General features: G+C 39.3%; 23 protein-coding genes and 1 rRNA gene. 21 read left to right on the forward strand and 3 right to left on the reverse strand.

Translation table 11 applies throughout. The annotated features are described in order from the left end of the window. Together BMY66_RS12025 and BMY66_RS12030 are read left to right on the forward strand one after the other, a co-directional pair. Complete coding sequence (locus BMY66_RS12025) at positions 1-861, forward strand: sugar phosphate isomerase/epimerase family protein (protein ID WP_044936045.1); 861 nt, start codon at positions 1-3, stop codon at positions 859-861. Then, a complete protein-coding gene (locus BMY66_RS12030) occupies positions 851-3,082 on the forward strand; it encodes a family 78 glycoside hydrolase catalytic domain (RefSeq protein WP_090395342.1) in 2,232 nt (743 codons plus the stop codon). The genes BMY66_RS12025 and BMY66_RS12030 overlap by 11 nt, the downstream gene beginning before the upstream one ends. Before the next feature lie 19 nt (positions 3,083-3,101). Here BMY66_RS12030 and BMY66_RS12035 read toward each other — a convergent pair whose 3' ends face one another. After that, positions 3,102-4,067: an AraC family transcriptional regulator gene (locus BMY66_RS12035; RefSeq protein ID WP_090395343.1), complete on the reverse strand. Its 966-nt coding sequence runs from the start codon at positions 4,065-4,067 to the stop codon at positions 3,102-3,104. Between the two features lie 109 nt (positions 4,068-4,176). On the opposite strand from BMY66_RS12035, the gene BMY66_RS12040 reads away from it, so the two are divergent. The 7 genes from BMY66_RS12040 to BMY66_RS12070 all read left to right on the forward strand — a co-directional run bounded on the left by BMY66_RS12040 (position 4,177) and on the right by BMY66_RS12070 (position 12,486). After that, on the forward strand, positions 4,177-5,598 hold the full coding sequence (locus BMY66_RS12040) for an arabinose isomerase (protein ID WP_090395344.1): 1,422 nt from the start codon (positions 4,177-4,179) through the stop codon (positions 5,596-5,598). A 13-nt stretch (positions 5,599-5,611) separates the two neighbouring features. After that, positions 5,612-6,457 (forward strand): rhamnulose-1-phosphate aldolase, encoded by an 846-nt coding sequence (rhaD, locus tag BMY66_RS12045; protein WP_090395345.1) that lies wholly within the window; start codon positions 5,612-5,614, stop codon positions 6,455-6,457. Continuing rightward, positions 6,457-7,830: a rhamnulokinase gene (rhaB, locus tag BMY66_RS12050; RefSeq protein WP_090395346.1), complete on the forward strand. Its 1,374-nt coding sequence runs from the start codon at positions 6,457-6,459 to the stop codon at positions 7,828-7,830. Before rhaD ends, rhaB begins: the two co-directional genes overlap by 1 nt. Positions 7,831-7,890: 60 nt before the next feature. Then, a complete protein-coding gene (locus BMY66_RS12055; protein WP_090395347.1) occupies positions 7,891-8,442 on the forward strand; it encodes a TetR/AcrR family transcriptional regulator in 552 nt (183 codons plus the stop codon). A 156-nt stretch (positions 8,443-8,598) separates the two neighbouring features. Next, complete coding sequence (gene fucO, locus BMY66_RS12060) at positions 8,599-9,747, forward strand: lactaldehyde reductase (RefSeq protein ID WP_044936064.1); 1,149 nt, start codon at positions 8,599-8,601, stop codon at positions 9,745-9,747. 186 nt (positions 9,748-9,933) lie between these two features. Further along, entirely contained in the window at positions 9,934-11,349 is a 1,416-nt protein-coding gene (pyk, locus tag BMY66_RS12065; protein WP_090395348.1) for a pyruvate kinase, read from the forward strand. A 276-nt stretch (positions 11,350-11,625) separates the two neighbouring features. Beyond that, positions 11,626-12,486 (forward strand): L,D-transpeptidase, encoded by an 861-nt coding sequence (locus tag BMY66_RS12070; RefSeq protein WP_049960312.1) that lies wholly within the window; start codon positions 11,626-11,628, stop codon positions 12,484-12,486. Positions 12,487-12,528: 42 nt separating this feature from the next. On the opposite strand, the gene BMY66_RS12075 is transcribed toward BMY66_RS12070, so the two are convergent. Next, the gene (locus BMY66_RS12075) at positions 12,529-13,161 is read right to left on the reverse strand and encodes an endonuclease III domain-containing protein (RefSeq protein ID WP_090395349.1); all 633 of its coding nucleotides are present in this window, start codon (positions 13,159-13,161) and stop codon (positions 12,529-12,531) included. Positions 13,162-13,258: 97 nt separating this feature from the next. On the opposite strand from BMY66_RS12075, the gene pyrE reads away from it, so the two are divergent. The 10 genes from pyrE (at position 13,259) to BMY66_RS12125 (ending at position 24,556) form a co-directional block, all read left to right on the forward strand. Next, positions 13,259-13,945, forward strand: coding sequence for an orotate phosphoribosyltransferase (pyrE, locus tag BMY66_RS12080; protein WP_044936070.1), 687 nt, complete (start codon positions 13,259-13,261; stop codon positions 13,943-13,945). Next, a complete protein-coding gene (locus tag BMY66_RS12085; protein WP_090395350.1) occupies positions 13,946-14,284 on the forward strand; it encodes a hypothetical protein in 339 nt (112 codons plus the stop codon). Between the two features lie 3 nt (positions 14,285-14,287). Continuing rightward, positions 14,288-16,339, forward strand: a complete 2,052-nt coding sequence (locus BMY66_RS12090) for an aminopeptidase (protein ID WP_090395351.1) — start codon at positions 14,288-14,290, stop codon at positions 16,337-16,339. 115 nt (positions 16,340-16,454) lie between these two features. After that, a complete protein-coding gene (gene purE / locus BMY66_RS12095) occupies positions 16,455-16,958 on the forward strand; it encodes a 5-(carboxyamino)imidazole ribonucleotide mutase (protein ID WP_074790266.1) in 504 nt (167 codons plus the stop codon). Between the two features lie 78 nt (positions 16,959-17,036). Beyond that, the gene (gene purM / locus BMY66_RS12100; RefSeq protein ID WP_033151517.1) at positions 17,037-18,062 is read left to right on the forward strand and encodes a phosphoribosylformylglycinamidine cyclo-ligase; all 1,026 of its coding nucleotides are present in this window, start codon (positions 17,037-17,039) and stop codon (positions 18,060-18,062) included. Next, positions 18,062-18,685 (forward strand): phosphoribosylglycinamide formyltransferase, encoded by a 624-nt coding sequence (purN, locus tag BMY66_RS12105; protein WP_090395352.1) that lies wholly within the window; start codon positions 18,062-18,064, stop codon positions 18,683-18,685. The genes purM and purN overlap by 1 nt, the downstream gene beginning before the upstream one ends. A 2-nt stretch (positions 18,686-18,687) precedes the next feature. Continuing rightward, positions 18,688-19,956 carry a phosphoribosylamine--glycine ligase gene (gene purD / locus BMY66_RS12110; protein WP_090395353.1) on the forward strand — a complete coding sequence of 423 codons (1,269 nt, stop codon included), beginning with the start codon at positions 18,688-18,690 and terminating at the stop codon, positions 19,954-19,956. A gap of 242 nt (positions 19,957-20,198) precedes the next feature. Further along, entirely contained in the window at positions 20,199-21,026 is an 828-nt protein-coding gene (licT, locus tag BMY66_RS12115; RefSeq protein WP_090395354.1) for a BglG family transcription antiterminator LicT, read from the forward strand. A 156-nt stretch (positions 21,027-21,182) separates the two neighbouring features. Further along, positions 21,183-23,051 (forward strand): beta-glucoside-specific PTS transporter subunit IIABC, encoded by a 1,869-nt coding sequence (locus BMY66_RS12120; RefSeq protein WP_044936095.1) that lies wholly within the window; start codon positions 21,183-21,185, stop codon positions 23,049-23,051. A 68-nt stretch (positions 23,052-23,119) separates the two neighbouring features. Continuing rightward, complete coding sequence (locus BMY66_RS12125; RefSeq protein ID WP_090395355.1) at positions 23,120-24,556, forward strand: glycoside hydrolase family 1 protein; 1,437 nt, start codon at positions 23,120-23,122, stop codon at positions 24,554-24,556. Positions 24,557-24,606: 50 nt separating this feature from the next. Here the strand turns inward: BMY66_RS12125 and BMY66_RS12130 are convergent, their stop codons facing one another. Beyond that, positions 24,607-25,644: an aldo/keto reductase gene (locus BMY66_RS12130; protein WP_090395356.1), complete on the reverse strand. Its 1,038-nt coding sequence runs from the start codon at positions 25,642-25,644 to the stop codon at positions 24,607-24,609. Between the two features lie 123 nt (positions 25,645-25,767). Here BMY66_RS12130 and BMY66_RS12135 point away from each other — a divergent pair, with 123 nt between their 5' ends. Next, entirely contained in the window at positions 25,768-26,025 is a 258-nt protein-coding gene (locus BMY66_RS12135) for a heavy-metal-associated domain-containing protein (RefSeq protein ID WP_090395357.1), read from the forward strand. 399 nt (positions 26,026-26,424) lie between these two features. Then, a 16S ribosomal RNA gene (locus tag BMY66_RS12140) occupies positions 26,425-26,528 on the forward strand; the annotation flags it as partial.

Raw genomic sequence — 26,528 nt, forward strand, 5'->3', positions numbered from 1 at the left:
ATGAATAATTTAGCTGTGCAACAGATAATGATTGGATCTGCATGTAAAGATGAGAAGACAACGTTAAGTACTTTGAAACGAATAAAACAGGTTGGTTACGATGGAATAGAATTGAATCTATTTATGATTGAGAGTACACCATTTATAGTTCGATTACTTACAAAAATGGCAGGTATGCCGGTTGGTAAGGGGGCCAATATATATTGGCCCGATATGCTAAAGGAAAGCAGACTTAAAGCTACTAGTCTTCATGCCGATTTAGGAAGTTTGGAAAATAGAATTGATGAAGTTATTTCAAAGGCGAGAGAATTAGACACAAACAAAATAGTAATAACTGGAATGTACAGATTTGATTATGGTAATTATGATGATGTAAAGTCTTTAGCAAAAAGATTGGACAAAGTAGGCGCGAGACTACATGAATCAGATTTGCAATTACTATATCACAACCATAATGTGGAATTTTTGAAGGTTGATAATAAATATACGGCATATGAAATGATACTTAAGGATACGGATCCTGATTTGGTTAAGGTAGAATTTGATTCATATTGGCCTGCAGAAGCTGGTGTTGATTTTATTCCATTGATGGAACAACTGGGTGAGCGATTGGTTCTTTATCACATTAACGATAGAGGGACAAGATTAAAAAAAGTTCCAATTACTCCAATTCTAAAATCAGATTCGATAGAGTTAGGGCATGGTAATATGCCATTAAAAAGGATTCTTGGCTTGGACTGTATAAAAAATGTTGATGCAATTATTCTTGAGAGCCATAGAAATTGGGTCAACAATAATCCCATTGAATCTTTGGAGAAAAGTATAGCATTTTTGCAGGAGAATTATTCTAATGAACATTAGCGGAATACTAAAATCGAACTTAGTACATTGGATAGAACCAGAAAAGGAAATTGATACAGAAAAAAGACAAAGACCAAAGTGGGTGGAAAAGTCTTTTGATGTAAAAACTATAAATGGTAACGAGGAACTATTTATCACAGCTCATGGATGCTATGAGGCATACATTAATAATCATAGAGTAGGAGACTTTGTTTTTGCTCCAGGCACTTCTGAATATGAAAAGGAACTATATGTTCAAAGGTATAACGTTGCAGGTCTTTTGAGGGAAGGTAAAAATACTATTAAGGTATTGCTTGGAGATGGTTGGTATCGAAGTGCAGCAGGTGTTACTGGCGCAAGAAATCTTTTTGGAACCCATATAGGGCTTTTGGCGTGGATTTCTTCAGAAGATACTATTATTGTAAAGACTGATAATACATGGGAGACTTATCCTCATTCTGAAATTGTGTCTGCGGACATGTGTCAGGGAGAAGTAATTGATTGTTCTAAAACCGTACAAGAAAACAAATCACATGTATACGAGAAGAACTATTCATTTAACAATCTAATATTTACTGATAATCCTCATATTGTTGAGAAGGAAAGATTTAAGGGAAAGCAAATAAAAACTCCATCTGGAAAAACGGTCATAGATTTTGGTCAAAATATTGCAGGATATGTTCAGATGACATTTAATGCAAAGTCTGGTCAAAAAATCATATTGACTCATGGTGAAACTCTAGATGAAAATGGTGAGTTTACTATTGAAAATTTTCAACCTGGAGAACGACACAAAGAAGGTGGTATTTTTCAAAGAATTGAGTATACAGCTCATGATGGCAAAAATACTTACAAGCCTCATTTTTCTATCTTTGGATTCAGATATTGCTTGATAGAAACAGATATTTCGTTAGAGGACGCAGAATTTGAGGCAATAGCTGTATATTCAGATATGGAAGAAACAGCAAGCTTTGAGTCAAGCAATGAAAAGCTCAATACTTTGTTCAAAAATGCAATGTGGAGCATGAAAGGAAATTTCTGCGATATACCAACGGATTGTCCGACTAGAGAAAGAGCAGGTTGGACTGGTGACGCAGGGATTTTCGTGAATACTGGTCTATATTTAATGGATTGTAGACGAATTTATGAAAAATGGCTGGCAAGTTGCAGAGCAAATCAATATAAATCTGGAGCTGTTAGAAATATCGTACCAAGAAACAATGAGGAAAGTTTCTTTGGAAAGCTTTTATCTGCATCTGCTGGATGGGGAGATGCAATTATTATTGTTACACACACTTTGTATAAGAGATATGGTGAGCAGTCGATTATTCGTGAAAACTATGAGGCAATGAAAAAGTGGCTCATGTTTCTCAGAAAAAGAGCTAAAAAAGGCTGTATAAAAAAACTTCTTAGCGGCAGTTTAGACAGTTTTTATGACGTTACATCAGGACTTGATTATGGAGAATGGGCTGAACCAGATATAGAATTTGCAAGTGGAGTAGATATGAAAGGTAAGAGTGGAGTCGCAACTGCTTATTTAAGCTACTCTGCGAGGCTCTTAACTGAAATGGCGGATATCATTGGAAAGCATGAAGATGCAAAAGAATTTTTGAAGATAAGCCAAGGAGCAAAAAAGGCATATCAACATCGCTTTATTCCAAATGGAATCATTGAATCGGATCGACAAAAGGACTACGTAAGGCCAATCGCTTTTGGGCTTTTAGATGAGAAAGATATTTGCATCAATGCTAAAAAACTAAATGCCTTAGTTGAAAAGATGGATTTTCATTTAAATACAGGCTTTTTATCGACACCTTTTTTATGCAAAGTGCTTGCCGATAACGGTTATGTAGAAACTGCTTACAAGCTACTTTTGCAGGAAACAAAACCAAGTTGGCTATATGAGGTAAATCAAGGCGCTACAACCGTTTGGGAAACATGGGATGGAAAAGCATCTCAAAACCATTACAGCTATGGAGCAATTTGTGAGTGGCTGATAGAGGGCGTTTGTGGGCTAAAATACACATTTGACGAGTTAGTATTAAATCCACTACCAAGCAAACAGCTACAATATGCAAAAGTCTCTTATAAATCCGAAAAGGGAGTTATTAAAGTAGGTTGGCACTATGAGGATGATAAATGTCTTTATAGTGTAAAATTGCCTGATGGTTTATCCGGAAAATTGATAAAGCCTAATGGTGAAGAGGTAATAGTTCAAGGAAGCTATATTTGTGAATTATAATAGGTTAAAAAAATCTGTCTTATCGCCCTGATCTAATTCTATATTCTTTAGGCGATAGACCATATTTGGCTTCGAAGATTCTGTAGAAATATGCAGAGTTTTCGTAGCCAATTTTTTTTATGATTTTTTCTGTTGTAAGAGTAGTGTTTTCTAAAAAGTATGCAGCTTCCTGAAGGCGACGCTGCTGAAGAAGCTGCTTGAAATTCAGGCCGGTATTTTGTTTCAAAATTCTGCTAAGATATGCGGTTGAATACCCTGTCAGCTGAGCCAGTTCATCCAGTGTGCCATTGTCAAAATGGGTATCAATGTATTCAAGGGCTTGAATTGTGATTGAGTTACTACCCCGGCTCATATCGGTCAATGTGTCTGATGATAGAGTACAGAGATTCATCAGAAGTAAATCCATTGTGGACATGGCGATAGTGTTCATATCATTTTTGTGATAGGTGAGGGTCCAAATTAAGTTCTCTAATAAATTTTCAACAGGTAGTATGCCCTTGGCATGGTACAGAAGATAGTCGTTGTAATTTTTTCTTTCTGAAAGGGATGCTACGATAAAATCTCTCAAAATATCATTTCTATCATAGAATATTTGAGTGCGGGAAAAGAATTCAGGCAAGATAATAAAGTTAATTGCAATATCGTCTTTACCGCATGGCTCAATATCATGTCTTGCGTGACGGTTTAATAGTAGGATATCTCCAGCTTGAAGTGTAAGTGTTTCGCCATCCACAAAATGAGTAGTGAGCTGTCCCTTTAGCATACAAACCATTTCTATATAGTTGTGTCTATGTGTAGGGAAATATGCAAATCTGGTGTGAGGTCGAATGTCGATTAGCTTTCCTTGTGCCAGAAGCTTTCCTGAATCTACAACAAATTCATCCTCAGAGGTATACAGCTCTTTTCTAATGCTGGTATCCCCTTCAAGAATCATTTTCTCCTCGTCTGTTATTCGGTTTAGAAGTTCATAAATATCATTTCTCATAATGTCAAATAAGGTCCCATAACATATAATCTGCTGTTCTAGTTACATTGATAAAATCATTATATTATAGGCTTAAATAAAGAGCAAATAAAGTTCTAGGAGGGTTAAGATGTTAGTAGAAACAAAAGCAAGAGTGGGTGTGTTTTCTATCGCCCTTGGCGCATATTTACCACAGTTTCCATCGTTGGTACCAGAATTTGAAAAGCAGTTTGAGGATTTTAAAAAGTCAATTCCGGATACTGTAGAAATAATCGATGGCGGTGTGGTTACAACAAAGGAGCAGTCACAGGCCGCAGGAGATAAGTTTAGAGCAGCAGATGTAGATTTAGTTTTCATGCAGCTTCTAACCTATGCTACAAGCTACAACATGCTTCCAGCAGTAAAGGATTTAGATGTTCCTGTAGTGCTTGTGAATATACAGAAGCTTAAGGCACTTGATTATGATACAGCTGGTACAGCAGAGTGGCTTGGAGAGGCCTATGCCTGCGGTGCAGTTGGTGAAATGGTGGCAGATCTCAATCGCTATGGTAAGCGCAGCGCTGTAATCACTGGTGTTGTAGAAGGTGGCGATGAAAATGTTGCAAGAGAAATAGGTGAGTGGTGCCTTGCAGCAAATTGCCGTCGCAGATTTAGAGATACAAACATCGCCCAGATTGGCAGACCATATCCAGGCATGATGGATTTATATATCGATGAGTCAAATCTTTACAGAAGAATGGGGCTTTACACAAAGCAGTTTGACTGGGAAAAGATTTGGGCTATTGCAGATGATATTACAGACGAGGCCGTTATTAAAGCAAAGGCTGAGGACATCTTAGATACATTCGATATTGTCGGTGGTGGAGATGTAGATAAAGTTTGGGAGATGGCAAAGTACGTTGTTGCCTTTGAACAGTGGGTTAAGGACGAGCAGCTTGGTCTCGTAGCATCTCACTATGATGGATTTGCAAAGGGAATTGCTGGTAAGGTGGACAGCCTTCTTATTCCAGCCTTCTCTATGTTGATCAAGCAAGGAACAGCATGTGCTGTTGAAGGAGATATGAAGGTTGCTATGGCAATGAGCATTTTGAAGACTATCTCTGGCACAGGTCAGCTGGCAGAAATGTACACTATCGATTTCAACGATGATGTGACACTTATTGGACATTCTGGTTCTGGGGATGCAGCAATCTCACAGGCTAAGAAGCCAACTATGAAGATGATGGATGTGTTCCATGGTAAGACAGGCGGCGGATATCTTACACAGTTCTATCCACCTACAGGACCTATCACTTACCTTGGTATCACACAGGATGGCGAAGGTCACTTCAAGTTCGTAGTTGCTGAGGGTGTTAACGAAGAAGGAAAGATTCTTCAGAACGGCGACACAATGATGCGTACAAGATTCAGCTGCAGCGCTGCAGAGTTTGTAACCAGATGGAGCGAGACAGGTCCTACACATCATTTTGGTGCAGCAGTTGGTCATCATATTGAAACAATCAAAAAAGTTGCAAAGGTATTTAACGTACCAGTTGAAGTAGTAGTTAGATAAAGGAGAAATAGAAATGAAAGTATTAGAAGCAAAGTTTGTAGAAGGTTTTATGAGAATGGCAAATGACGGCTGGGAGCAGGGCTGGCATGAGCGCAATGGTGGAAACCTTTCTTATAGAATCAAGCCTGAGGAAGTAGACAGCGTAAAGGAAGAGTTTGTAGCAGGCGATTGGAGAGAAATCGGAACAGAAGTTAAGGATTTAGCAGGAGAGTATTTCCTTGTTACAGGTTCTGGAAAGTATTTTAGAAATGTAATTATTGATCCAACTGATTCTATCGGAATCATTGAAGTAGATGAGACTGGTAGTAAATACAGAATCGTATGGGGATTCGTAAATGGTGGCAGACCAACATCAGAACTTCCATCACACCTTATGAACCTTGAGGTTTGCAAGAAGAGAGATGCTGAAATTCGTGTTGTATATCATTGTCATCCAACAAATGTTATTGCACTTACATATGTTCTTCCACTTGAGGATGAAATCTTCACAAGAGAAATCTGGGAGATGGCAACAGAGTGCCCGATAGTATTCTCTCAGGGAATCGGAGTAGTACCATGGATGGTTCCAGGCGGAAGAGATATTGCAGTTGCAACATCTGAAATCATGGCAACAAAGGATGTAGCTGTTTGGGCTCATCACGGAATGTTTGTATGCGGTACTGATTTTGATATTGCATTCGGTCTTATGCACACAGTAGAAAAGGCTGCAGAGGTACTTGTAAAAGTTCTTTCTATGACAAACAAGAAGCGTCAGACAATCCAGCCAGATGAGTTTAGAGCATTAAATGCACCATTCGGTGTTCAGATTAATGAAGAATGCTTATACGAAAAGAAGAGCGATGTTATTGGAGAAAGATAATGGCAAATTACTATTTAGCGGTAGATATTGGGGCATCTTCGGGCAGGCATATGCTTGCCCATCTTGAAGATGGGAAAGTGGTTTTAGAGGAAATCCATCGATTTTCCAATGGAATGATTGAGGTGGATGGTCATAAGAGATGGGATATTGAGGAGCTCTTTAGACAGATAATTATTGGCTTAAAGAAATGCAATGAGCTTGGAAAAATCCCAACATCAATGGGCATCGATACCTGGGCCGTTGACTATGTTCTATTAGATGGAAATGATAATGTGGTTCGCCCATGTTTTGGATATCGCGATAGCAGAACATCTGAAATGGACGAAGAGGTTTATAAAATCATTCCTGAGGATAAGCTATATGAGCGCACTGGAATTCAAAAGGCCATTTTCAATACCATATATCAGCTTATGGCAGATAAAAAGGCGGGCTATCTTAAGGATGCGAAAAGCTTTTTGATGGTACCAGATTATCTGCACTATTTACTGACTGGTGTTAAGTCGAATGAATACACCAATTGCTCTACAACACAGCTTCTAAATCCTGATACAAAGGAATGGGATTACGAGCTTATTGAAATGCTAGGTTTTAACAAAGATTTGTTTGGTGAAATTAAGCAGCCAGGCGTATGCATTGGCACATTTACTGATTCAGTTAAGGCAGAAGTGGGATTCGACTGCAAGGTTGTGCTTCCACCTACTCATGACACAGCATCAGCTGTATTTGCAGTTCCTAACACATCCGACAATGTACTTTATATTTCATCAGGTACATGGTCACTTTTAGGTAGTGAGAACATGAAGGCCATATGCACAAAAGAGGCAATGGAAGCCAACTTCACCAACGAAGGTGGTTATGAAGGACGTTTCCGTTTCCTTAAAAACATCATGGGACTTTGGATGATTCAGTCGGTAAGAAATGAGCTGATTGCAGCAGGACAGGAATATTCATTTGCTGAGCTTTGTGAAATGGCAGAGGCGGCGGATATAGATTCTATAGTAGATGCAAATGCTGAAGTTTTCTTGGCACCCGCTTCTATGATTAATGCAGTAAAGGATTACTGTAAAAATCAAGGACAAAAGGTTCCTGAAACACCAGGAGAGCTGGCAAAGGTTATTTATCAGTCTTTGGCTGTTTGTTACAAAATGGCCTGCTACGAGGTAGAAAAGATTACAGGCAAATATTTTAATATTATCAATGTAGTTGGCGGTGGCTCAAAGGCTGGATATTTGAATAAGCTCACAGCAGAAACTACAGGAAAAACAGTTGTTGCAGGTCCTTCAGAGGCCACAGCCCTTGGCAACATCGGTGCTCAGATGGTAGCTGCAGGTGAAGTGGCAGGGCTAAAGGAGTTTCGAAAGCTATTGGCATAAGTACATATATAATTGTAAAAGCTCCCTTAGTCATTTAGAATGATTGCGGGAGGTTTTATTATGAAATCAGACATCAAGTATAAGCTGGCAGAAGCTATGAAAACCTGCATGAAAACAACATCAGTTGAAAACATCACAGTCAAACAGATAGTTGATGTATGTGGAGTTTCGAGACAAAGCTTTTATCGCAACTTTATCGACAAATACGACCTGATAAACTGGTACTTTGACAGGCTGCTGGAACAGTCCTTTAAAGAAATGGGCCAAGGTGAAACCATTCGCGAAGGCCTTATTAAAAAGTTTGCATACATAAAGCAGGAGAGATTATTCTTTACAGCAGGCTTTAAGGGGGACGACCAGAACAATCTCAAGGATCATGACTTTATTATGATTTACGAGTTCTATTGTGATTTGATTAGAAAAAAGACTGGTGAGAATCTTGATAAGCATATGAGAAAGCTTCTTGAGATGTATTGTCAGGCTTCTATTTACATGACAGTTCAGTGGCTTATGAAAGGCATGAAAGAGTCTGAGGAAGAGCTGGCTGATTTGATGATAGATGCAATGCCAGATATGTTACACAAGCTATTCAAAGAGATTGATTTGGTTTAGAAAGCCTTTATTTTAGCGATTTGTGAATTTTATGAAAATGTTACACATACGTATATCTGTAACTTATATTGACACACCCTATGATGATAAAATATCAATCGTAGGGTGTGTTATTTTTTTAACACAATGTTTGTTACAAAAAAGGAGTGTATTGTTATGGCTAACAGAATTTCTTTAAATCCAACATCTTATCATGGTGCTGGTGCAATCCAGGAAGTAGTAAATGAGATTAAGGCTCATGGCTTCAAGAAAGCATTTGTTGCTTCAGATCCAGATCTTATTAAATTTGGAGTTACAGCTAAGGTTACAGATTTACTTGATAAAGCAGGTATTCCTTATGGCGTATACTCAGATATTAAACCAAATCCAACAATCGAAAATGTAAAGAATGGTGTAGAAGCATTTAAGACTTCTGGTGCAGATTGTATTGTTGCTATCGGTGGCGGATCATCAATGGACACATCAAAGGCAATTGGTATCATCATTACAAACCCAGAGTTTGCAGATGTTCGTTCACTTGAAGGTGTTGCACCTACAAAGAACCCATGCGTACCTATTATCGCAGTTCCAACAACAGCAGGTACAGCAGCAGAGGTTACAATCAATTACGTTATTACTGACGTTGAAAAGGAAAGAAAGTTTGTATGTGTAGATACAAATGATATGCCAATCGTTGCAGTTGTTGACCCAGAGATGATGTCTTCTATGCCAAAGGGACTTACTGCAGCTACAGGTATGGATGCTCTTACACATGCAATTGAAGGATATACAACAAAGGCAGCATGGGAGATGACAGATATGTTCCATCTCGAGGCTATTCGTCTTATTTCAAAGAATCTTCGCGATGCTGTTGAAAACAAAAAGGAAGGCCGTGAGGGTATGGCACTTGGCCAGTACATTGCAGGTATGGGCTTCTCAAACGTTGGTCTTGGTATCGACCATGCAATGGCTCACACACTTTCAGCACACTATGACACACCACACGGCGTAGCATGTGCTATGTTCCTTCCAATTTCTATGGAATTCAATCGCGAGTATACTGGGGAGAGACTTCGCGAGGTTGCTCGAGCTATGGGAGTAGAAGGCGTTGATAACATGTCACAGGATGAGTACCGTGATGCAGCTATCGCAGCTGTTAAGAAGCTTTCTGAGGATGTTGGTATTCCAAAGACTCTTGATAAGATCAAGGAAGAGGATTTAGACCAGCTTGCAACAGATGCTCTTAATGATGCTTGCTACCCTGGAAACCCTCGTGAGGCTACAAAGGAGCAGGTAATTGACATGTTCCGTATGCTCATGGCATAAAATATGAACAAATAGTTAAAAAACAGTGTTCTGTGATTATTAGTTTCACAGGACACTTTTTTTAATATATAATAAGAAATGATTAGGATAAATGTTTACTTAAAATTTAATTAATGCTATTATAGAGAGGATTTTTTTATTTTTTAGGTTAACTAAGTTTTAGTCTAAATAGAGGAGTTTTGTAGAATGAGAAAGACAAAGATTATTTGTACAATCGGACCAGCCAGCATGAATGAGGAAACTCTTACAGCTATGGCAAAGGCCGGAATGAACGTAGCAAGAATGAACTTCTCCCATGGTGACCATGAGGAGCAGGGCATGAAGATGGATTTAGTTAAGAAAGTCCGCAAAAAGCTTAACATGCCAATCGCCATCTTACTTGACACAAAGGGACCAGAGTATCGTATCAAAACATTTAAGGACGGCTCTGTTACAGTTAGCGAAGGTGACACATTCATCTTCACTACAGACGATGTTGAAGGTGATCAGACTAGAGTATCAGTTACTCACAAGAATCTTCACAAGGATCTTAACGTAGGTGATGTACTTTCAGTTTGCAACGGTATCGTATTCTTCGAAGTTACAGAAATCAAAGGCCACGATGTTATTACAAAGTGTACAGCCGGCGGTACTATGAGCAACAAGAAGTCAATGAGCTTCCCTAACAAGGTTATGTCAGGCCCATACCTTTCAGAGCAGGACAAGAAGGATATCCTTTTCGGTCTTGAGAATGACATCGATTTCATCGCTGCATCATTCGTTTCAACAAAGCAGGATATGATCGAGCTTAGAACATTCCTTGATGAGAATGGTGGTAAGGATGTTGAAGTTATCGCTAAGATCGAGAATCAGCCAGGTGTTGATAACGTTGATGAGATTCTTGAAATTGCTAACGGTATCATGGTTGCTCGTGGTGACCTTGGTGTTGAGATTCCATTTGTAAATCTTCCAGCAGTTCAGAAGCAGCTTATCACAAGAGCTCGTGAGCTTGGTAAGAGAGTTGTTACTGCTACAGAAATGCTTGAGTCAATGATTACAAATCCACGTCCTACACGTGCTGAAATCTCTGACGTTGCTAACGCTGTATACGATGGAACTTCTGCAATCATGCTTTCAGGTGAGTCAGCTCAGGGTAAGTTCCCAGTACAGGCTGTTGCTACAATGGCAGAAATCGCAGAGACTACAGAGAACGATATCAACTACAATGGTCGTTTCCACAAGGATGACATCGCAATCGCTTCTATTCCAGATGCTGTTTGCCACTCTACATGTTCAATGGCTATCGACGTTGAGGCAAAGGCTATCGTTGCTTGCACAATGTCTGGTTACACAGCAAAGCGTGTTAGCCGTTTCCGTTGTCCAGTAGATGTTATCGCTATGACTACAGACAAAAAGGTTTGGAGAAAGCTTGCACTTAGCTGGGGTGTTACACCAGTTCTCGTTGATAAGTTCACATCACTTGATGTTATGTTCTATCATGCAGTTGGCCGTGCTAAGCAGATGCTTAACCTTAAGAGTGGAGACCGCGTAGTTCTTACAGGTGGCCCTATCGATGGTAACGTAGGTAACACAAATACAATTAAGGTAGAGAGTATTCAGTAAGATTTGAGAATTCACAGACAATTCACAACTTTTACACGACTTGAACAAAATTTTCAGTTAATATATACTCATCTCGAGAGAGATACAATTTTTTCATAACATTATTCTCCCTTTTGAAAGAGACGCTCCGCTGGCGTCTCTTTCACATTTTATAGGCATCTTTTTGTTATAAATTTTTCCAATATTCAAAAATTTCATAAAAAATAATATTTATGCTTGATTTGTTTTTGAAAACTTCATATAATCCTCAAGTATGTTTTTTTAGAGAGGTTATATATGTTTTTCAGACACAAAAAAAGTTTTATCGCAATCACACTAGTTTTATCTTTATTCTTTAGTATCAGAAGCACTTCTATTGAAGCAAAAGCTGCTACCCCATATGCATTATATGTTAATCGTGTAGCCAATGTTGTTACAGTAATGTCTCTTGACGCACAGGGGCAGTACACAATACCAGTAAAGGCTTATTTATGCTCAGTTGGAGCAAATATAGAAGATACTCCAACAGGTTCTTTTACTACATCTAATTATTACGAGTGGAGAGAGCTCTTTGGAAATAGCTATGGACGTTATGCTATTAGATTTAATGGACATATCCTTTTCCATTCAGTTCCATATGCTGCGCCTACAGTTAACTCCCTCAGAGGCACTCAGTTTAATATGTTAGGTCAGGGTGCGTCTCAAGGATGTGTTCGTATGGCTGTTGGTGATTTAAAGTGGATTTATGACAACTGTAAGGCTGGCACACCTGTAATTGTTTACGATGATGCTGCAAATCCAGGACCACTTGGAAGACCAGCAGCTGTTAAGCTTGATGTAAATGCAGGTCTTATAGGCTATGATCCTACAGAAGAGGCAGCATATAATCCATGGATGAATCTTGTGCCTACACAGTATTTAAAGCAGGATTCAGGTGATGGAATTATTCACGGATATGTTGGAATGGATGCTGAGGCTCTTAAGCAGTTTATCGGCGCAAGATACAGTGATGGTACAGAAGTTGATAATTGGAATTATTCAATTCAGATAAATGGAAATTACAATCCTAATGTTTCAGGAACTTATGTTGTTTGGATTAAGGTTGCAGATAACAGAGGATATACATCAGTTGAAAAACAATATACTATTCAATTATAAAAAAGAAGCTTTGTTACAGTTTTGTAGCAAAGCTTCTTTATATTATATACGTTTTTTGCAAATATCTTCCAAGCAGCACTTATCACAGTAAGGAGCTGTTCTGGCAGTACAAACTGCACGGCCATGATCCACAAGCCTATGGCATAAATCATTCCCAGACTCTGGTGGAACAATCTTTCTAAGGGCCATCTCTACCTTAGTTGGATCCTTTTCATTATCTACAAGACCAATTCTGTTAGAAAGTCGAATTGCATGTGTATCAGTTACTATTGCAGGTTTGCCAAATACATCACCTAAAATGAGATTTGCTGATTTTCTACCAACTCCAGGTAGTGCTAAAAGTTCTTCCATAGTGTCAGGAACCTTTGAATTATACACGTCTCGAAGCATTTTCATGCAAGCAACGATATCCTTGGCTTTTGATTTGCCTAGGCCACATGGACGAACAATTTCTTCCACATCTTTTACATCAGCATTTGCTAACGAATCAATTGTAGGAAACTTTTCGTATAGGTGAGGTACTATTTCATTGACCCTTGCATCTGTGCACTGGGCTGCAAGACGTACTGATACCAGAAGCTTCCATGCATCATCGTAATCCAGTGTGCAATCGCTATATGGATATTCCTTTTCTAATCGTTCAATTACTAATAAAGCAAGTTCTTTTTTTCTCATGGACTTATTCTAACATATAATTGAAATGAATGGCTGTGTATGTTACAATCTGAGAGGTTTTTGAAAAATATTTGGGTTTTCGATAGGAGATTAATGTATGGAAAGCTACAAGTCACAATTTATAGAGTTTATGGTGGAGTCTGACGTCCTCAAATTCGGTGATTTTACATTGAAGAGCGGGCGTAAGTCTCCTTTTTTTATGAATGCAGGTGCCTACGTTACAGGTAGCCAGCTTATGCGCCTTGGCGAGTATTATGCAAAGGCAATTCACGATGCTTACGGCGAGGATTTTGATGTTCTTTTTGGACCAGCATACAAGGGTATTCCTCTTGCAGTCATCACAGCTGAAGCGTTTTACAAGCTTTATGGCAAGGAAATCAAATATTGCAGCAATCGTAAGGAAGAAAAGGACCATGGAGCAGACATGGGCTCACTTCTTGGTTACAAGATTTCTGACGGCGACAGAGTTGTTATGATTGAGGATGTTACTACTTCTGGCAAGAGCATGGAAGAAACAGTTCCAATCGTTAGAGCTCAGGGTGATGTTACAATTGTTGGCCTTATGGTTTCTTTAAACCGTCAGGAGGTTGGTCTTTCAGGAGACAAATCAAAGACAGCACTTGATGAAGTTGCAGAAACATACGGTTTCAAGACAGGCGCAATTGTTTCAATGGATGAAGTTGTAGAGCATCTTTACAACAGAGAGTGCCAGGGCAAGGTCGTTATCGACGACGATATGAAGGCACGTATCGATGCATATTATAAGGAATATGGAGTTCAGTAAATGGCACGTAGTCGTTTTCACAGACGAAGCTCCTATGGCAATCAATTAAAAGCATTGCCAATGGAAGCTATGTATTCAGCAGGAGTTTCGTTGATTTCACTAATTATATATGGTGGCATTATTACCGCCTCAGTTTATATGGCAGGCGAGACACCTCGTTGGCTTGGTGGTGGCCTTGGAACTTTAGGCTTTCTCGTAGCTTTTGGAGCATTTGTTTACAATGTGGGCCAAATGAAGACTAAGACGGAGCTTAAATACAGAATTGTATGCCTTGCTATCAGCTCAGTTATTATGATAGTTTGGATCGCAACACTTATTATTGGATTGATTAGAGGTTAGTATATGAGCAGTACTTTTTATAAAGAATCTGATGATATAATGGAACGCTTTGAGCTTGCTACAGAGCGCATATCTCAGATAAAAGAAGATAAAGAATTACCTGAGAATCTTCAGGCATATTTTAATCAGGTGGCTGAATTTGTAATGATGGTTCTTCCTATTATGAATAAGGCTATCGATGGGACACTTGCAGAACGCACTCTTGAACAGTGTCAGGCAGACAATAAAACTATTTTTTCTATTTATGAAGAAAGCAATTATGAGAATAGCTTCTTGTGCCCAACATACGCAGTAGCAAAACTTGGCGAGGAAATAGGTGGGCCTCTTTCGGCAGCATTCTATTCTATTACAAGTATTATCGAGGCGGCTTTTGCTGGAAGAGTAGACAAGTTTACAATCTATTGTGAGCTTCTTCTTCAGCTATATGGTGAGTGCCAAATCGAGGATGAGGACAAATATCGTCGCGAAAGCATTTTAAATGCTCTTTACTCATTTAAGCATGATTATTGCCAGATGTTCTTATCAGAGCAGATTATTTCTATGGTTGATCCTGAGTATGATTTCTACACAAAAATCATTATGGAGGATGACCTTTCAGATGATAGATATATGTACAAATATGGTATGTATATCGGACCAAATGAGCTTGGAATTGCAGCCCACTTGCGTAGCCTTCCACACGAAGATGTTGTGGCTATGGCACAGACTTACGTTCAGGGCTACATCAAAGGCTTTGAGGTAACTGGCAAGGATATTTCTATCAAAGATACAGTTGGTGTCAATGCTCCGGTTGGATTTGAGCTTATGACTCGTGAAGCAATTCGCCTTTTCGACGAAGCAGGCCTTGCAGCTACTGTTAGATTTGGTGGCACATCATCTCGCAACCTTTTCTCAAGCGTACCTAACAAGCAGTGCGAGTATGATCACAAGGATGACAGAGCATACTACTGGGATAAGGGCATGGCAGACAGATTCCTTGAGGTTCAAAAGAACACTCTTGAAAAGCACAAGGAGCTTGCTGCAGTATATGGTGGTCCAGCTGTCATCGAGACATTTGGAGAGGTTCCATTTGAACCAGCTAATAGAGATGCAAATGCAGTATACTCTGACAAGCAAAATGAGCTTAATGTTTATTATGCAAGCCAGAATGGTCAGATAAACAATCAATACATCAAGGGCGAGGAGCGTAGCTTTACAATTATTGCTTATCCCATCCCTGAGATTGGTAAGGATTTCAATGAAATCTTTAATGAGACAGTTGCTGTTAACACAATGGATTATGAGCTTTATAAGAATATCCAGCAGCACATCATCGACGTATTAGACCAGGGTGAAAAGGTTCACGTAACAGGTCGTGGAGACAATCACACTGATATTACAGTTAAGCTTCATCACTTGGATGACCCTGCGCACCAGACTAATTTCGAGAACTGTGTTGCAGATGTTAATATCCCAGTTGGTGAGGTATTTACAAGCCCAGAGCTTGAGGGAACAAATGGTGTTCTCCATGTAACTCAGGTATATCTTAATGAGCTTGGATACCGCAATCTTGAAATGAAGTTTGAAGATGGCAAGATTGTTTCATACACATGTAGCAATTTTGACACTGAAGAAGAAAATAAAAAATATATTTACGACAATGTTCTGCATAAGCATGAAACACTTCCTATGGGAGAGTTTGCTATCGGAACAAATACCAGAGCTTTTGTAATGGGACAGAAATACTCCATTGCAGATAAGCTTCCAATCCTTATAGCAGAAAAAACAGGTCCACACTTTGCAGTAGGTGATACATGCTATTCTCACGCCGAGGATGTGCCTATGTACAATCCAGATGGCAAGGAATGTATCGCAAGAGACAATTCTTGCTCACTACTTCGTAAGACGGACTTTTCAAAGGCATATTTTAATTGCCACACAGATATTACAATTCCTTACTATGAGTTAGGGGATATCACAGTTATTACAGCAGATGGCCGTGAGCTTCCAATCATACGCGAAGGTCGCTTTGTAGTTGCTGGTACCGAAGAGCTCAACAAGGCATTAGATATGTAAAGTAGCCAGTAATCAACAAGCTCTTAGATCTCTCAAGCGAGACATTCTAGTCGAGTGGAGAGATACTAAGGCTTGTAGATGTAACTGGCGAGATATAAACTAGGAGGATAATGGAATGGCAAAGGTAAGTATAGTTATGGGTAGCGACAGCGATATGCCGGTAATGGCAAAGGCTGTAGAGGTACTTGAAAGATTTGGCGTAGATTACGAGATGAGAATTATCTCAGCTCATCGTGAGCCAGATGTTTTCTTTGAGTATGCAAAGGGCGCAAAAGATAGAGGCGTTCAGGTTATTATCGCTGGAGCAGGCAAGGCAGCACATTTGCCTGGTATGTGTGCAGCATTATTCGAAGGGCCTGTTGTTGGTATCCCAATGAAGACTAGCGACCTTGGTGGTGTAGATTCACTCTATTCCATTGTTCAGATGCCTACAGGTGTACCTGTAGCTACAGTTGCAATTAATGGTGGCGCAAATGCAGGTATCCTTGCAGTTAAAATGCTTGCTATGGCGGACTCTGCCCTTGCAAGCAAACTCCACGATTTTATCGTAGAGCAGAAAGAGTCAGTAGAGAAAAAAGATGGGCAGCTTCAAGCTGACGGTTATAAATCATTTTTGTAGATATGTAGAAGGAAACTCTTTTAATTAAGGGTTTCCTTTTATTTATAAAATTTTGAACAAGAAACAAAGGAGAGAAACATGGATTACAAGAGTTCAGGAGTAGATATCGAGGCAGGATATGAGTCAGTGGAGCTCATGAAGAAGTTTGTAAAGGGCACTATGAGACCAGAGGTACTTGGTGGCCTTGGCGGATTTTCAGGAGCATTTGATTTAAGCGCCATTAAAAACATGGATGAGCCAGTTCTTTTGTCTGGTACAGATGGTTGTGGAACAAAGGTAAAGCTTGCTTTTCTAATGGATAAGCACGACACAATCGGAATTGATGCTGTTGCAATGTGTGTTAATGATGTTGCATGTGCAGGTGGAGAGCCACTTTTCTTCCTTGATTATATTGCATGCGGAAAGAACATCCCTGAAAAGATTGCTACAATCGTTAGCGGTGTAGCAGAGGGATGCAAGCAGTCTGGCTGCGCCCTTGTAGGTGGTGAAACAGCAGAGCACCCAGGTCTTATGCCTGAGGAGGAATACGATCTTGCTGGTTTTGCAGTAGGTATTGTTGATAAAAAGGATATTATTACAGGTGAAACACTTAAGGATGGAGATGTACTTATTGGCATGGCTTCTACAGGTGTTCATTCAAATGGTTTCTCTCTTGTTCGTAAGATTTTCGATATGACAAAGGAAAGTCTTGATACATATTATGATGAGCTTGGTACAACTCTTGGAGAGGCTTTAATTGCTCCAACACGTATTTACGTTAAGGCACTTAAGGCAGTAAAGGATGCAGGTGTTAGAGTAAAGGCTTGCTCACATATTACAGGTGGCGGTTTCTACGAGAATATTCCACGTATGCTTCCAGAAGGAAAGCGTGCTGTAGTAGAGAAGGATTCTTATGAGGTTCCTGCAATCTTCAAGCTTATGGCTAAGAAGGGCAATGTTTCTGAGCAGATGATGTACAACACATACAATATGGGACTTGGAATGATTGTAGCTGTTGATCCAGCTGACGTTGATAAGACAATGGAAGCTATGCGCTCTGCTGGGGACACACCATATGTTGTTGGTAAGATTGTTGACGGAGAAAAGGGAGTAGATTTAGTTTAATGAGAATAGCAGTTTGCGTATCTGGAGGTGGCACAAACCTCCAGGCAATCATTGATAAGATTAACTCAGGCGAGATTCATAATACTGAAATAGCTGTTGTTATATCTAACAATAAAAATGCATATGCTTTAGAGCGTGCTGCAAAGGCGGGAATCGAAGGGGTTTGTATTTCGCCTAAGGATTATGAGAGTCGAGAAGCATTTAATAAGTCTTTTTTGGAGAAATTGAATTCATATAATGTAGATCTAGTTGTATTGGCGGGATTTTTAGTTGTAATACCAGAGGAAATGATTCGTCAGTACAGAAATAGAATCATTAATATTCATCCATCTTTGATTCCAAGTTTTTGCGGTACAGGCTTTTATGGATTGAAGGTTCATGAAGGGGTTCTTGAACGTGGTGTAAAAGTCACTGGAGCAACATGCCACTTTGTGGATGAAGGTACAGATACTGGCCCAATCATTCTCCAGAAGGCTGTAGAGGTAATGGAGGATGATACTCCAGAAACACTTCAGCGCCGAGTAATGGAGCAGGCTGAGTGGATAATTATGCCACGCGCAATCGATTTAATTGCTCGCGGATGTGTATCTGTGGTAGATGGAAAGGTAAAAATAGGAGAATAAGAATGAAAGTATTAATTGTAGGTAGCGGTGGAAGAGAGCATGCAATTGCGCTTGCTGTTTCTAAAAGCTCTAAGGTTGAGAAGATTTACTGTGCGCCAGGTAATGCTGGTATTGCGGAGCTTGCAGAGTGCGTAGATATTAAAGCGATGGAGTTTGATAAGCTTGTAGCTTTCGCAAAAGAAAATGCTATTGATTTGACAATAATTGGCATGGATGACCCACTTGTAGGTGGTGTCGTAGATAAGTTTGAGGAAGCTGGCCTTCGTTGCTTTGGTCCTAGAAAGAATGCTGCTATCCTTGAAGGCTCAAAGGCTTTCTCAAAGGATTTAATGAAAAAATATAATATCCCAACAGCGGGTTATGAGAACTTCACAGATCCTGAGGCGGCTTTAAAGTACCTTGAAACTTGCAAATATCCAATCGTACTTAAGGCAGATGGACTTGCTCTCGGTAAAGGTGTTCTGATTTGTGAGACACATGAGGATGCGGTTGCAGGTGTTGCAGAAATCATGCAGGACAAGAAATTCGGTGATGCCGGCAATACAATGGTAGTAGAGGAATTCATGACAGGTCGTGAGGTTTCTGTGCTTTCATTTGTTGATGGTAATACAGTAAAAATCATGTCTTCAGCCCAGGACCACAAGCGTGCAGGCGATGGTGATACAGGGCTTAACACTGGTGGAATGGGTAATTTCTCTCCATCCCCATTCTTCACAAAGGAAATTGAGGATTTCTGCCAGAAGAATATTTTCCAGCCTACAGTCGACGCTATGAAGGCTGAGGGAAGAGAGTTTAAGGGCGTAATTTTCTTTGGTCTTATGCTCACAGAAGAGGGACCAAAGGTTCTTGAGTATAATGCTAGATTTGGCGACCCAGAAGCTCAGGTTGTCCTTCCACGTCTTCAGAATGATATTATCGATGTTATGGAAGCTTGTATTGATGGAAAGCTTGATCAGATTGATCTTAAGTTTTCAGATGAGGCAGCTGTATGTGTAGTTCTTGCATCAGATGGTTATCCTGTAAAGTACGAAAAGGGATTCCCCATCACAGGTTTCGAAAAGTTCAACAACAAGGATTATTATTGCTTCCATGCTGGAACAGCTAAAAATGACAAGGGAGAAATCGTTACTAACGGTGGACGTGTGCTTGGTATCACAGCTCTCGGCAAAGATTTAGTAGAGGCTAGAGCAAAAGCATATGAAGCAACAGAGTGGATTGATTTTGAAAATAAATATATGAGACACGACATTGCTAATGCCATCCTTAAATAAAATTGTGTTTTAATTGTGAATTTGTACAAAAAGGCAAAAGCACTTTTTTGCAAAACTCCAAAATTTGTGTGCAGCTCTTTACAGGAGAGGGATTTCCATGTAAAGTAGTTGCATAACAAATTTCGGATTGTTACTGTTCGATGTTCGTACAGGCAAGACTGAATCATATCCCGGAGTCGTGTGTATGACTTTTATTTTTGGTGGGGTAGGTTCGGTCATTTTTTGTTTATAAGAGAGTATTTATGAAAATTAAAAAAGTTCTTAACAACAATGCTGCATTGGCATCAGATGAAAACGGAAATGAAATAATATATACAGGCTGTGGAATTTGTTTTCAGAAACGTCCAGGAGATGAGCTTGATGAAAGCAAAATCGAAAAGACCTTTGTAATGGAAAAAGCAAATGAACAGTTCTTAAAGCTGGTTTCTGAGTTGCCATATGAACAGATTCAGGTTGCTGATGAAATCATTAGATACGCATCAGATAATCTTGGCAAAAGACTTTGCAACAATATTTACATCACTCTCACAGACCATTTGGGATTTGCTATAGAACGAAGCAAAAGCGGTACATTTTTAAAAAACAAGCTTTTGTGGGAAATCAAAAACTATTATAAAGTTGAATACAACCTAGGATGTCATGCCCTTGAAATTATAAAGGACAAGCTTGGAGTTGAACTTCCAGAAGATGAAGCAGGCTTCTTTGCACTTCATATCGTAAATGCGGAATTAGATGGAAACATCCATCACACTATGGAAGCTCCAGAAATCATCGATGACATCATCAGCATAGTTAAATATACATACAAGAAAGATTTGGATGAAGATTCCTTCTCTTATGAAAGATTCATCACTCATCTGAAATATTTCTTACAGAGAGCTGAGCGTAATGCTTATTACGAACCTCAGGATCCAGGAATCTTTGAAATCATTATGGAGAGATTCCCAGAGGCATATAATTGTGCCACACGTATTAAAAGCTACATGGAATCAAAATATCCAGAAAAGCTTACAGACGAAGAAATGTTGTACCTTACAGTACACATTGCTCGAATAACAGATAGAGATTAACCAGGGATGGTTACGGCGTTAGAGTCGGCTAGACCCGTACGATAATCATATAGTCAATCAGGCTATAGTTTTGTCGTGCGGGTTTTTTTATTAGGTAATATTCAGTCCAGTGCGCAGGGGCTGTATAGTATATAAGAGAAAAAGGAGAAACAAATTATGGCAAGCAAATATGATGGCTTGGCTCGCATCATTATCCAGAATGTGGGCGGAAAAGACAACATTCAAAGTATTACACATTGTGTAACAAGACTCAGATTTTCACTTAAAGACGAAAGCAAAGCAAACACAGATATTTTAAAAGAGACAGACGGAATCGTTACAGTAATTCAGTCTGGCGGTCAGTACATGGTAGTTATTGGAAATCATGTACCACAGGTATTCGACGCAGTTATCAGCGTAGGACATCTTGAAAGCAAATCTGCATTAGCAGGTGGAAATGAAATCGAATCAACAGGAAAGCAAAATCCATTTAATGCTTTCATTAGCATCATTACTAGCGTGTTCACACCATTCCTTGGAGTGCTTTGTGCATGCGGTATTTTAAAGGGTGTACTTGCTCTTCTTACAGCAATTGGGGTTATGTCTGCAGCAGGCGGAACATACAACTTCCTTTACTCACTTGGCGACGCAGCATTCTACTTCTTACCACCAATTCTTGGTATGACAGCAGCAAAGAAGTTCAAGCTTCCAGAGATGGAAGGCTTACTCATTGGTCTTGCTATGGTTTATCCATACTTGACAGGCGGAGATTATGATATTTCAAACTTATTTGGAATCCCAGTTTCAATGCCACCTTCAGGAAACTATACATCATCAGTTATTCCTGTTATCCTTGCAGTAGCATTTGCTGCATGGTTTGAAAACAAGTGTGTTAAGAAAATTGTTCCAGATACAATCAAGTTATTCGGTGTTCCACTTATCACATTGTTTGTAACATTCGTATTAACAATCTTTATCATTGGACCAGTTGCATCTGCAATTGCTAACGTACTTGCATTGTTCTTCAATACATTAAATGCATTAAGCCCAATCCTTATGGGTGCAGTTGTTGGTTTCTTCTGGCAGATACTTGTTATGTTTGGTCTTCATTGGTCACTTGTACCAATCGCATTATCAAACCTTTCAACATCAGGTGAGGATATCATTCTTGTAGCTATGCTTGGTACAACATTTGCTCAGACAGGTGCTGTTCTTGGTATCTGGCTCAAGACAAAGGATAAAAAGATTAAGTCACTTGCACCAGCTGCATTCGTTTCTGGTCTTGCAGGTGTTACTGAGCCAGCTATTTACGGTCTTACACTTCCAAAGAAGGCTCCATTCTTCCGTACATGTGTTATCGCAGGCGTTGCAGGTGCAGTTCTTTGTACAATGGGTGTAAAGGCATACCAGATGGCAGGTATGGGTGTATTCGCATACCCAGCATATGTAAATACTTCTACAAATGATACAAGAGGTATGATTATCTCAATCGTTGTTACTTTAGCATGTGTAGTTGCAGGATTCCTTTCAGAGCTTATTTTCTACAAGGATGACGCTCCAGCAAAGAAGGAAGTAAAGGTTGAAGGTTCAGCACAGGCTGAGACACTTGTAGCTCCAATCAAAGGTGAATTAAAGCAGTTATCAGACATCGCTGATGCAGCATTCTCTTCAGGTGCAATGGGCAAGGGTATTGCAATTGCTCCATCAGAAGGAAAGGTTTACGCTCCAGCAGATGGTACAATTACAGCATTCTTTGCAACAGGTCATGCAATCGGTATTACAACTGACAAGGGTGCAGAAATTATCATCCATGTAGGTATGGACACTGTTAAGCTTGAGGGTAAAGGCTTTGAACCAAAGGTTAAGCAGGGAGATAAAGTTAAGAAGGGTGACCTTTTATTAGAATTTGATATTGATTATATTACTTCAGAAGGATACTCTGTTGATACACCAGTTATCATTACAAATACACCAAAGTATGATGACGTTATTCCTACAGATGCTGCTTCAGCTGCAGTAGGTGATACACTTATTACATTACTATAGTTATAAAAATGGGTTGAAGGATTAACTTCAACCCGGCTTATGAAATATTTAGAAAGCGAGGCTTTAAAATGAGTACATTTAGAGAAGATTTCTTATGGGGAGGCGCAGTAGCCGCAAACCAGTTTGAGGGGGCATGGGACGTAGATGGTAAAGGAGCATCTGTGTCAGATATGTGCACAAATGGAAGCCACACAACTCCAAAGCGTGTAACTACTAAAATCGAAGAGGGTACTCTCTATCCTTCACATGAGGCAATAGATTTTTATCATCACTATGAAGAAGATATTGCACTCTTTGCTGAAATGGGATTCAAGGTGTTCCGTACATCAATTAACTGGACTAGAATTTTCCCTACAGGAATGGAATCAGAGCCAAACGAGGCAGGTCTTGCTTTCTATGACAAGGTTTTTGATTGCTGCAAAAAGCATGGTATTGAGCCACTTGTAACTATTTCTCATTATGAGTTGCCATATGCTCTTGTTGAGAAATACAACGGATGGGAGGGCAGAGAGCTTATCGAGTACTTTATGAATTATTGCAAGGCTATCTTTGCAAGATATAAAGGAAAGGTAAAGTATTGGCTAACTTTCAACGAAATCAATGCAGGTACAATGCCACTTGGTGCAGTTTTATCTACAGGTACTATCAAGGGATATTCAGGTCCTGTTACAGAAGTTCCAAATAAGCCACAGGAGAGATTCCAGGCACTTCATCATCAGTTTGTTGCATCAGCACTTGCAGTTAAGTATGCCCATGACAATTATCCTGAGTACAAGTTAGGTAACATGATTTGCTTCGTAACATCATACCCAGCAACATGCAATCCTGCTGATATTATTGCAAATCAGGAGCATATGAGAGAAGTAAACTGGTATTGTTCAGATGTTCAGGTTCGTGGTGAATATCCAGCATATGCTCAGAGCATTTGGGACAAGCATGGCATCACAATCAAAATGGAGCCAGGAGATGCAGAAATTCTTAAGCAGGGTACTGTTGACTTCTATACATTCAGCTACTACATGTCAAATGTAATCAGTGGTGATCCAGAGGCAAATAAGGGAGAAGGAAACCTTATTGCAGGCGGAAAGAACCCATACCTTGAATCATCAGATTGGGGATGGCAGATTGACCCACAGGGACTTAGATATTCTCTTAATGAAATCTATGACAGATATCGTATTCCTCTTATGGTTGTGGAAAATGGACTTGGAGCAAAGGACGAGATTGAGGCTGATGGTTCAATAAACGACGACTATAGAATTGATTACCTCAGAAAGCATATTTCAGAAATGAAAAAGGCAGTAGAGGACGGTGTAGATTTGATGGGCTACACACCATGGGGATGTATTGATTTGGTTAGTGCATCAACAGGTGAAATGGCAAAGAGATACGGTTTCATTTATGTAGAAAAATACGACGATGGAACAGGCAATCTTGCTCGTAGAAAGAAGAAATCTTTTGATTGGTACAAGAACGTAATCGAATCAAATGGTGAGAATCTTTAATACATGTGTTTAATAAAAGGCAGTCTAGCAATGCTAGGCTGCCTTTAGTGTTATTGAACTTTTCTATTTCCTGCAAGAACTTCATGATAATCTTCGAGGTTCTTTCTTAAAAGTGTTGGAATCTGTAATTCGTATGGGCAATGTGTCATGCATTTGCCACATTCGATGCAATCATTAATTTTTTCCATTTCTGCCTGCCAGTACTCATTTAACCAACTTGCACTTGGTGCACGTCTAAGCATAAGAGACATGCGATTGCACTGGTTAATCTGAATTCCCACAGTACAAGGCATACAATAGCCACAACCTCTACAGAAATCACCCATTAGCTCTTTTCTTTCTTTTTCAATAAAAGCTTTGATACTGTCATCCATGGTAGGAGTGCTATCCATAAAGGCAAGCCACTCATCTAATTCGGATTCGCGTTGGATACCCCAAATTGGAACGGCACCATCGAATTGAGATATGAAGGCCATAGCAGCTTTTGAATTGGTAATTAATCCGCCAGCTAGACCTTTCATTGATATAAATCCCATATCATGGCTGTTGCATAAATGGATTAACTCCACTTCTTTGTCTGTTGCTAAATAGCTCATTGGATACTGTAATGTCTCGTATAAACCAGATTCAATGATTTCTTTTGCTACTCCAAGCTTGTGAGCTGTACCGCCAATATGTCTAATCTTACCTTGACGCTTAGCTTCTACTAAGCATTCGTAAAGCCCGGTGCCATCTCCTGGTTTAAAACACTGTGGCATCATATGTAACTGATATATATCGATATAGTCGGTCTTTAGGTTTGTTAGTGAAGTATCTAAATCCTTCCAGAATTCTTCAGGAGTTTTTGCTGCTGTTTTTGTGGCAATAATAATATCTTCACGTTTAACATAGCCTGTTCCAAATGCTTCACCTAATTTGATTTCGCTGTCGCTGTATGCTCTTGCAGTATCAAAGAATCGCATACCACCGTCGTAAGCTTTTCTAAGAATTCTAACTGCTTCATCAATGCTAACACGTTGAATAGGCAATGCACCAAAACCATTTTGAGGAACTTTTATGCCAGTTTTTCCTAAAACGATATCTTTCATTTAGAAATCCTCCTATTACATATTTAATTGTTGCTGATATTTTATCATGTAGGAGAGAATAAAGTCTAATTTACTTGAAAATGTGGTAATTCTTAGATAGATTAATTATAGGAGGAAGTATTAATGTTAAAAGTCACTTTAAAGATTGAAGGAATGATGTGCGGCATGTGTGAGGCTCACATTAATGATGTGATTAGAAAAGTGGTTCCTGATGCAAAAAAGGTAAAGAGTTCATATGCAAAAGGTGTAAGCACTTTTATATGTGAAGAGGAGCCTGATAAAGAGGAAATCACAGCTGCTATTGCTGAAACAGGCTATACCTTGCAGGCTATGGATACAGAAGAATATACAAAAAAAATTATTTGGATTGTTTTAGATTAGATGATAATAAGAAAACAAAAATGGGAAAGCGGCTTGTGAAAGCCGCTTTTTTAGCGGGTTTTGATAAATGTTTGAACAATTGACACAATTCAAACAAAAAGGTGATTTTTGGCGAATAGATTTACTTTAATAAAATCCTCAAAAAAGGCTTTACAAGTGAAGTTACAGGTGATATTATAATCGAGCACTGAGGGACAGCAAGTCACACAGAGCAAAACAAATAAACGAAGATTGATAACTGAACAGTGAAACAAACCTTGAATTAATACAGTTTTGTATAAAACATGTATCCTTGAAATTCATTTAAGTTTCTTAATGAAACGAAACCTTTATTAGTAAACAAGTCAGTTTTATGCTGACCTGGAATTGAACTCAAGTAACTTAGGTTACTTACATATTAAACATGAGAGTTTGATCCTGGCTCAGGATGAACGCTGGCGGCGTGCTTAACACATGCAAGTCGAACGAAGCAACTTATTACGATCCCTTCGGGGTGACGATTT

This window comes from Pseudobutyrivibrio sp. C4 (assembly GCF_900111635.1).
In the GTDB taxonomy this organism is placed as follows: domain Bacteria; phylum Bacillota; class Clostridia; order Lachnospirales; family Lachnospiraceae; genus Pseudobutyrivibrio; species Pseudobutyrivibrio ruminis.

Coding starts and splice junctions, on each gene's coding strand:
- BMY66_RS12025 (WP_044936045.1), top strand. CDS start 1: ATGAATAATTTAGCTGTGCAACAGATAATGATTGGATCTGCATGTAAA.
- BMY66_RS12030 (WP_090395342.1), top strand. CDS start 851: ATGAACATTAGCGGAATACTAAAATCGAACTTAGTACATTGGATAGAA.
- BMY66_RS12035 (WP_090395343.1), bottom strand. CDS start 4,067: ATGAGAAATGATATTTATGAACTTCTAAACCGAATAACAGACGAGGAG.
- BMY66_RS12040 (WP_090395344.1), top strand. CDS start 4,177: ATGTTAGTAGAAACAAAAGCAAGAGTGGGTGTGTTTTCTATCGCCCTT.
- rhaD (WP_090395345.1), top strand. CDS start 5,612: ATGAAAGTATTAGAAGCAAAGTTTGTAGAAGGTTTTATGAGAATGGCA.
- rhaB (WP_090395346.1), top strand. CDS start 6,457: ATGGCAAATTACTATTTAGCGGTAGATATTGGGGCATCTTCGGGCAGG.
- BMY66_RS12055 (WP_090395347.1), top strand. CDS start 7,891: ATGAAATCAGACATCAAGTATAAGCTGGCAGAAGCTATGAAAACCTGC.
- fucO (WP_044936064.1), top strand. CDS start 8,599: ATGGCTAACAGAATTTCTTTAAATCCAACATCTTATCATGGTGCTGGT.
- pyk (WP_090395348.1), top strand. CDS start 9,934: ATGAGAAAGACAAAGATTATTTGTACAATCGGACCAGCCAGCATGAAT.
- BMY66_RS12070 (WP_049960312.1), top strand. CDS start 11,626: ATGTTTTTCAGACACAAAAAAAGTTTTATCGCAATCACACTAGTTTTA.
- BMY66_RS12075 (WP_090395349.1), bottom strand. CDS start 13,161: ATGAGAAAAAAAGAACTTGCTTTATTAGTAATTGAACGATTAGAAAAG.
- pyrE (WP_044936070.1), top strand. CDS start 13,259: ATGGAAAGCTACAAGTCACAATTTATAGAGTTTATGGTGGAGTCTGAC.
- BMY66_RS12085 (WP_090395350.1), top strand. CDS start 13,946: ATGGCACGTAGTCGTTTTCACAGACGAAGCTCCTATGGCAATCAATTA.
- BMY66_RS12090 (WP_090395351.1), top strand. CDS start 14,288: ATGAGCAGTACTTTTTATAAAGAATCTGATGATATAATGGAACGCTTT.
- purE (WP_074790266.1), top strand. CDS start 16,455: ATGGCAAAGGTAAGTATAGTTATGGGTAGCGACAGCGATATGCCGGTA.
- purM (WP_033151517.1), top strand. CDS start 17,037: ATGGATTACAAGAGTTCAGGAGTAGATATCGAGGCAGGATATGAGTCA.
- purN (WP_090395352.1), top strand. CDS start 18,062: ATGAGAATAGCAGTTTGCGTATCTGGAGGTGGCACAAACCTCCAGGCA.
- purD (WP_090395353.1), top strand. CDS start 18,688: ATGAAAGTATTAATTGTAGGTAGCGGTGGAAGAGAGCATGCAATTGCG.
- licT (WP_090395354.1), top strand. CDS start 20,199: ATGAAAATTAAAAAAGTTCTTAACAACAATGCTGCATTGGCATCAGAT.
- BMY66_RS12120 (WP_044936095.1), top strand. CDS start 21,183: ATGGCAAGCAAATATGATGGCTTGGCTCGCATCATTATCCAGAATGTG.
- BMY66_RS12125 (WP_090395355.1), top strand. CDS start 23,120: ATGAGTACATTTAGAGAAGATTTCTTATGGGGAGGCGCAGTAGCCGCA.
- BMY66_RS12130 (WP_090395356.1), bottom strand. CDS start 25,644: ATGAAAGATATCGTTTTAGGAAAAACTGGCATAAAAGTTCCTCAAAAT.
- BMY66_RS12135 (WP_090395357.1), top strand. CDS start 25,768: ATGTTAAAAGTCACTTTAAAGATTGAAGGAATGATGTGCGGCATGTGT.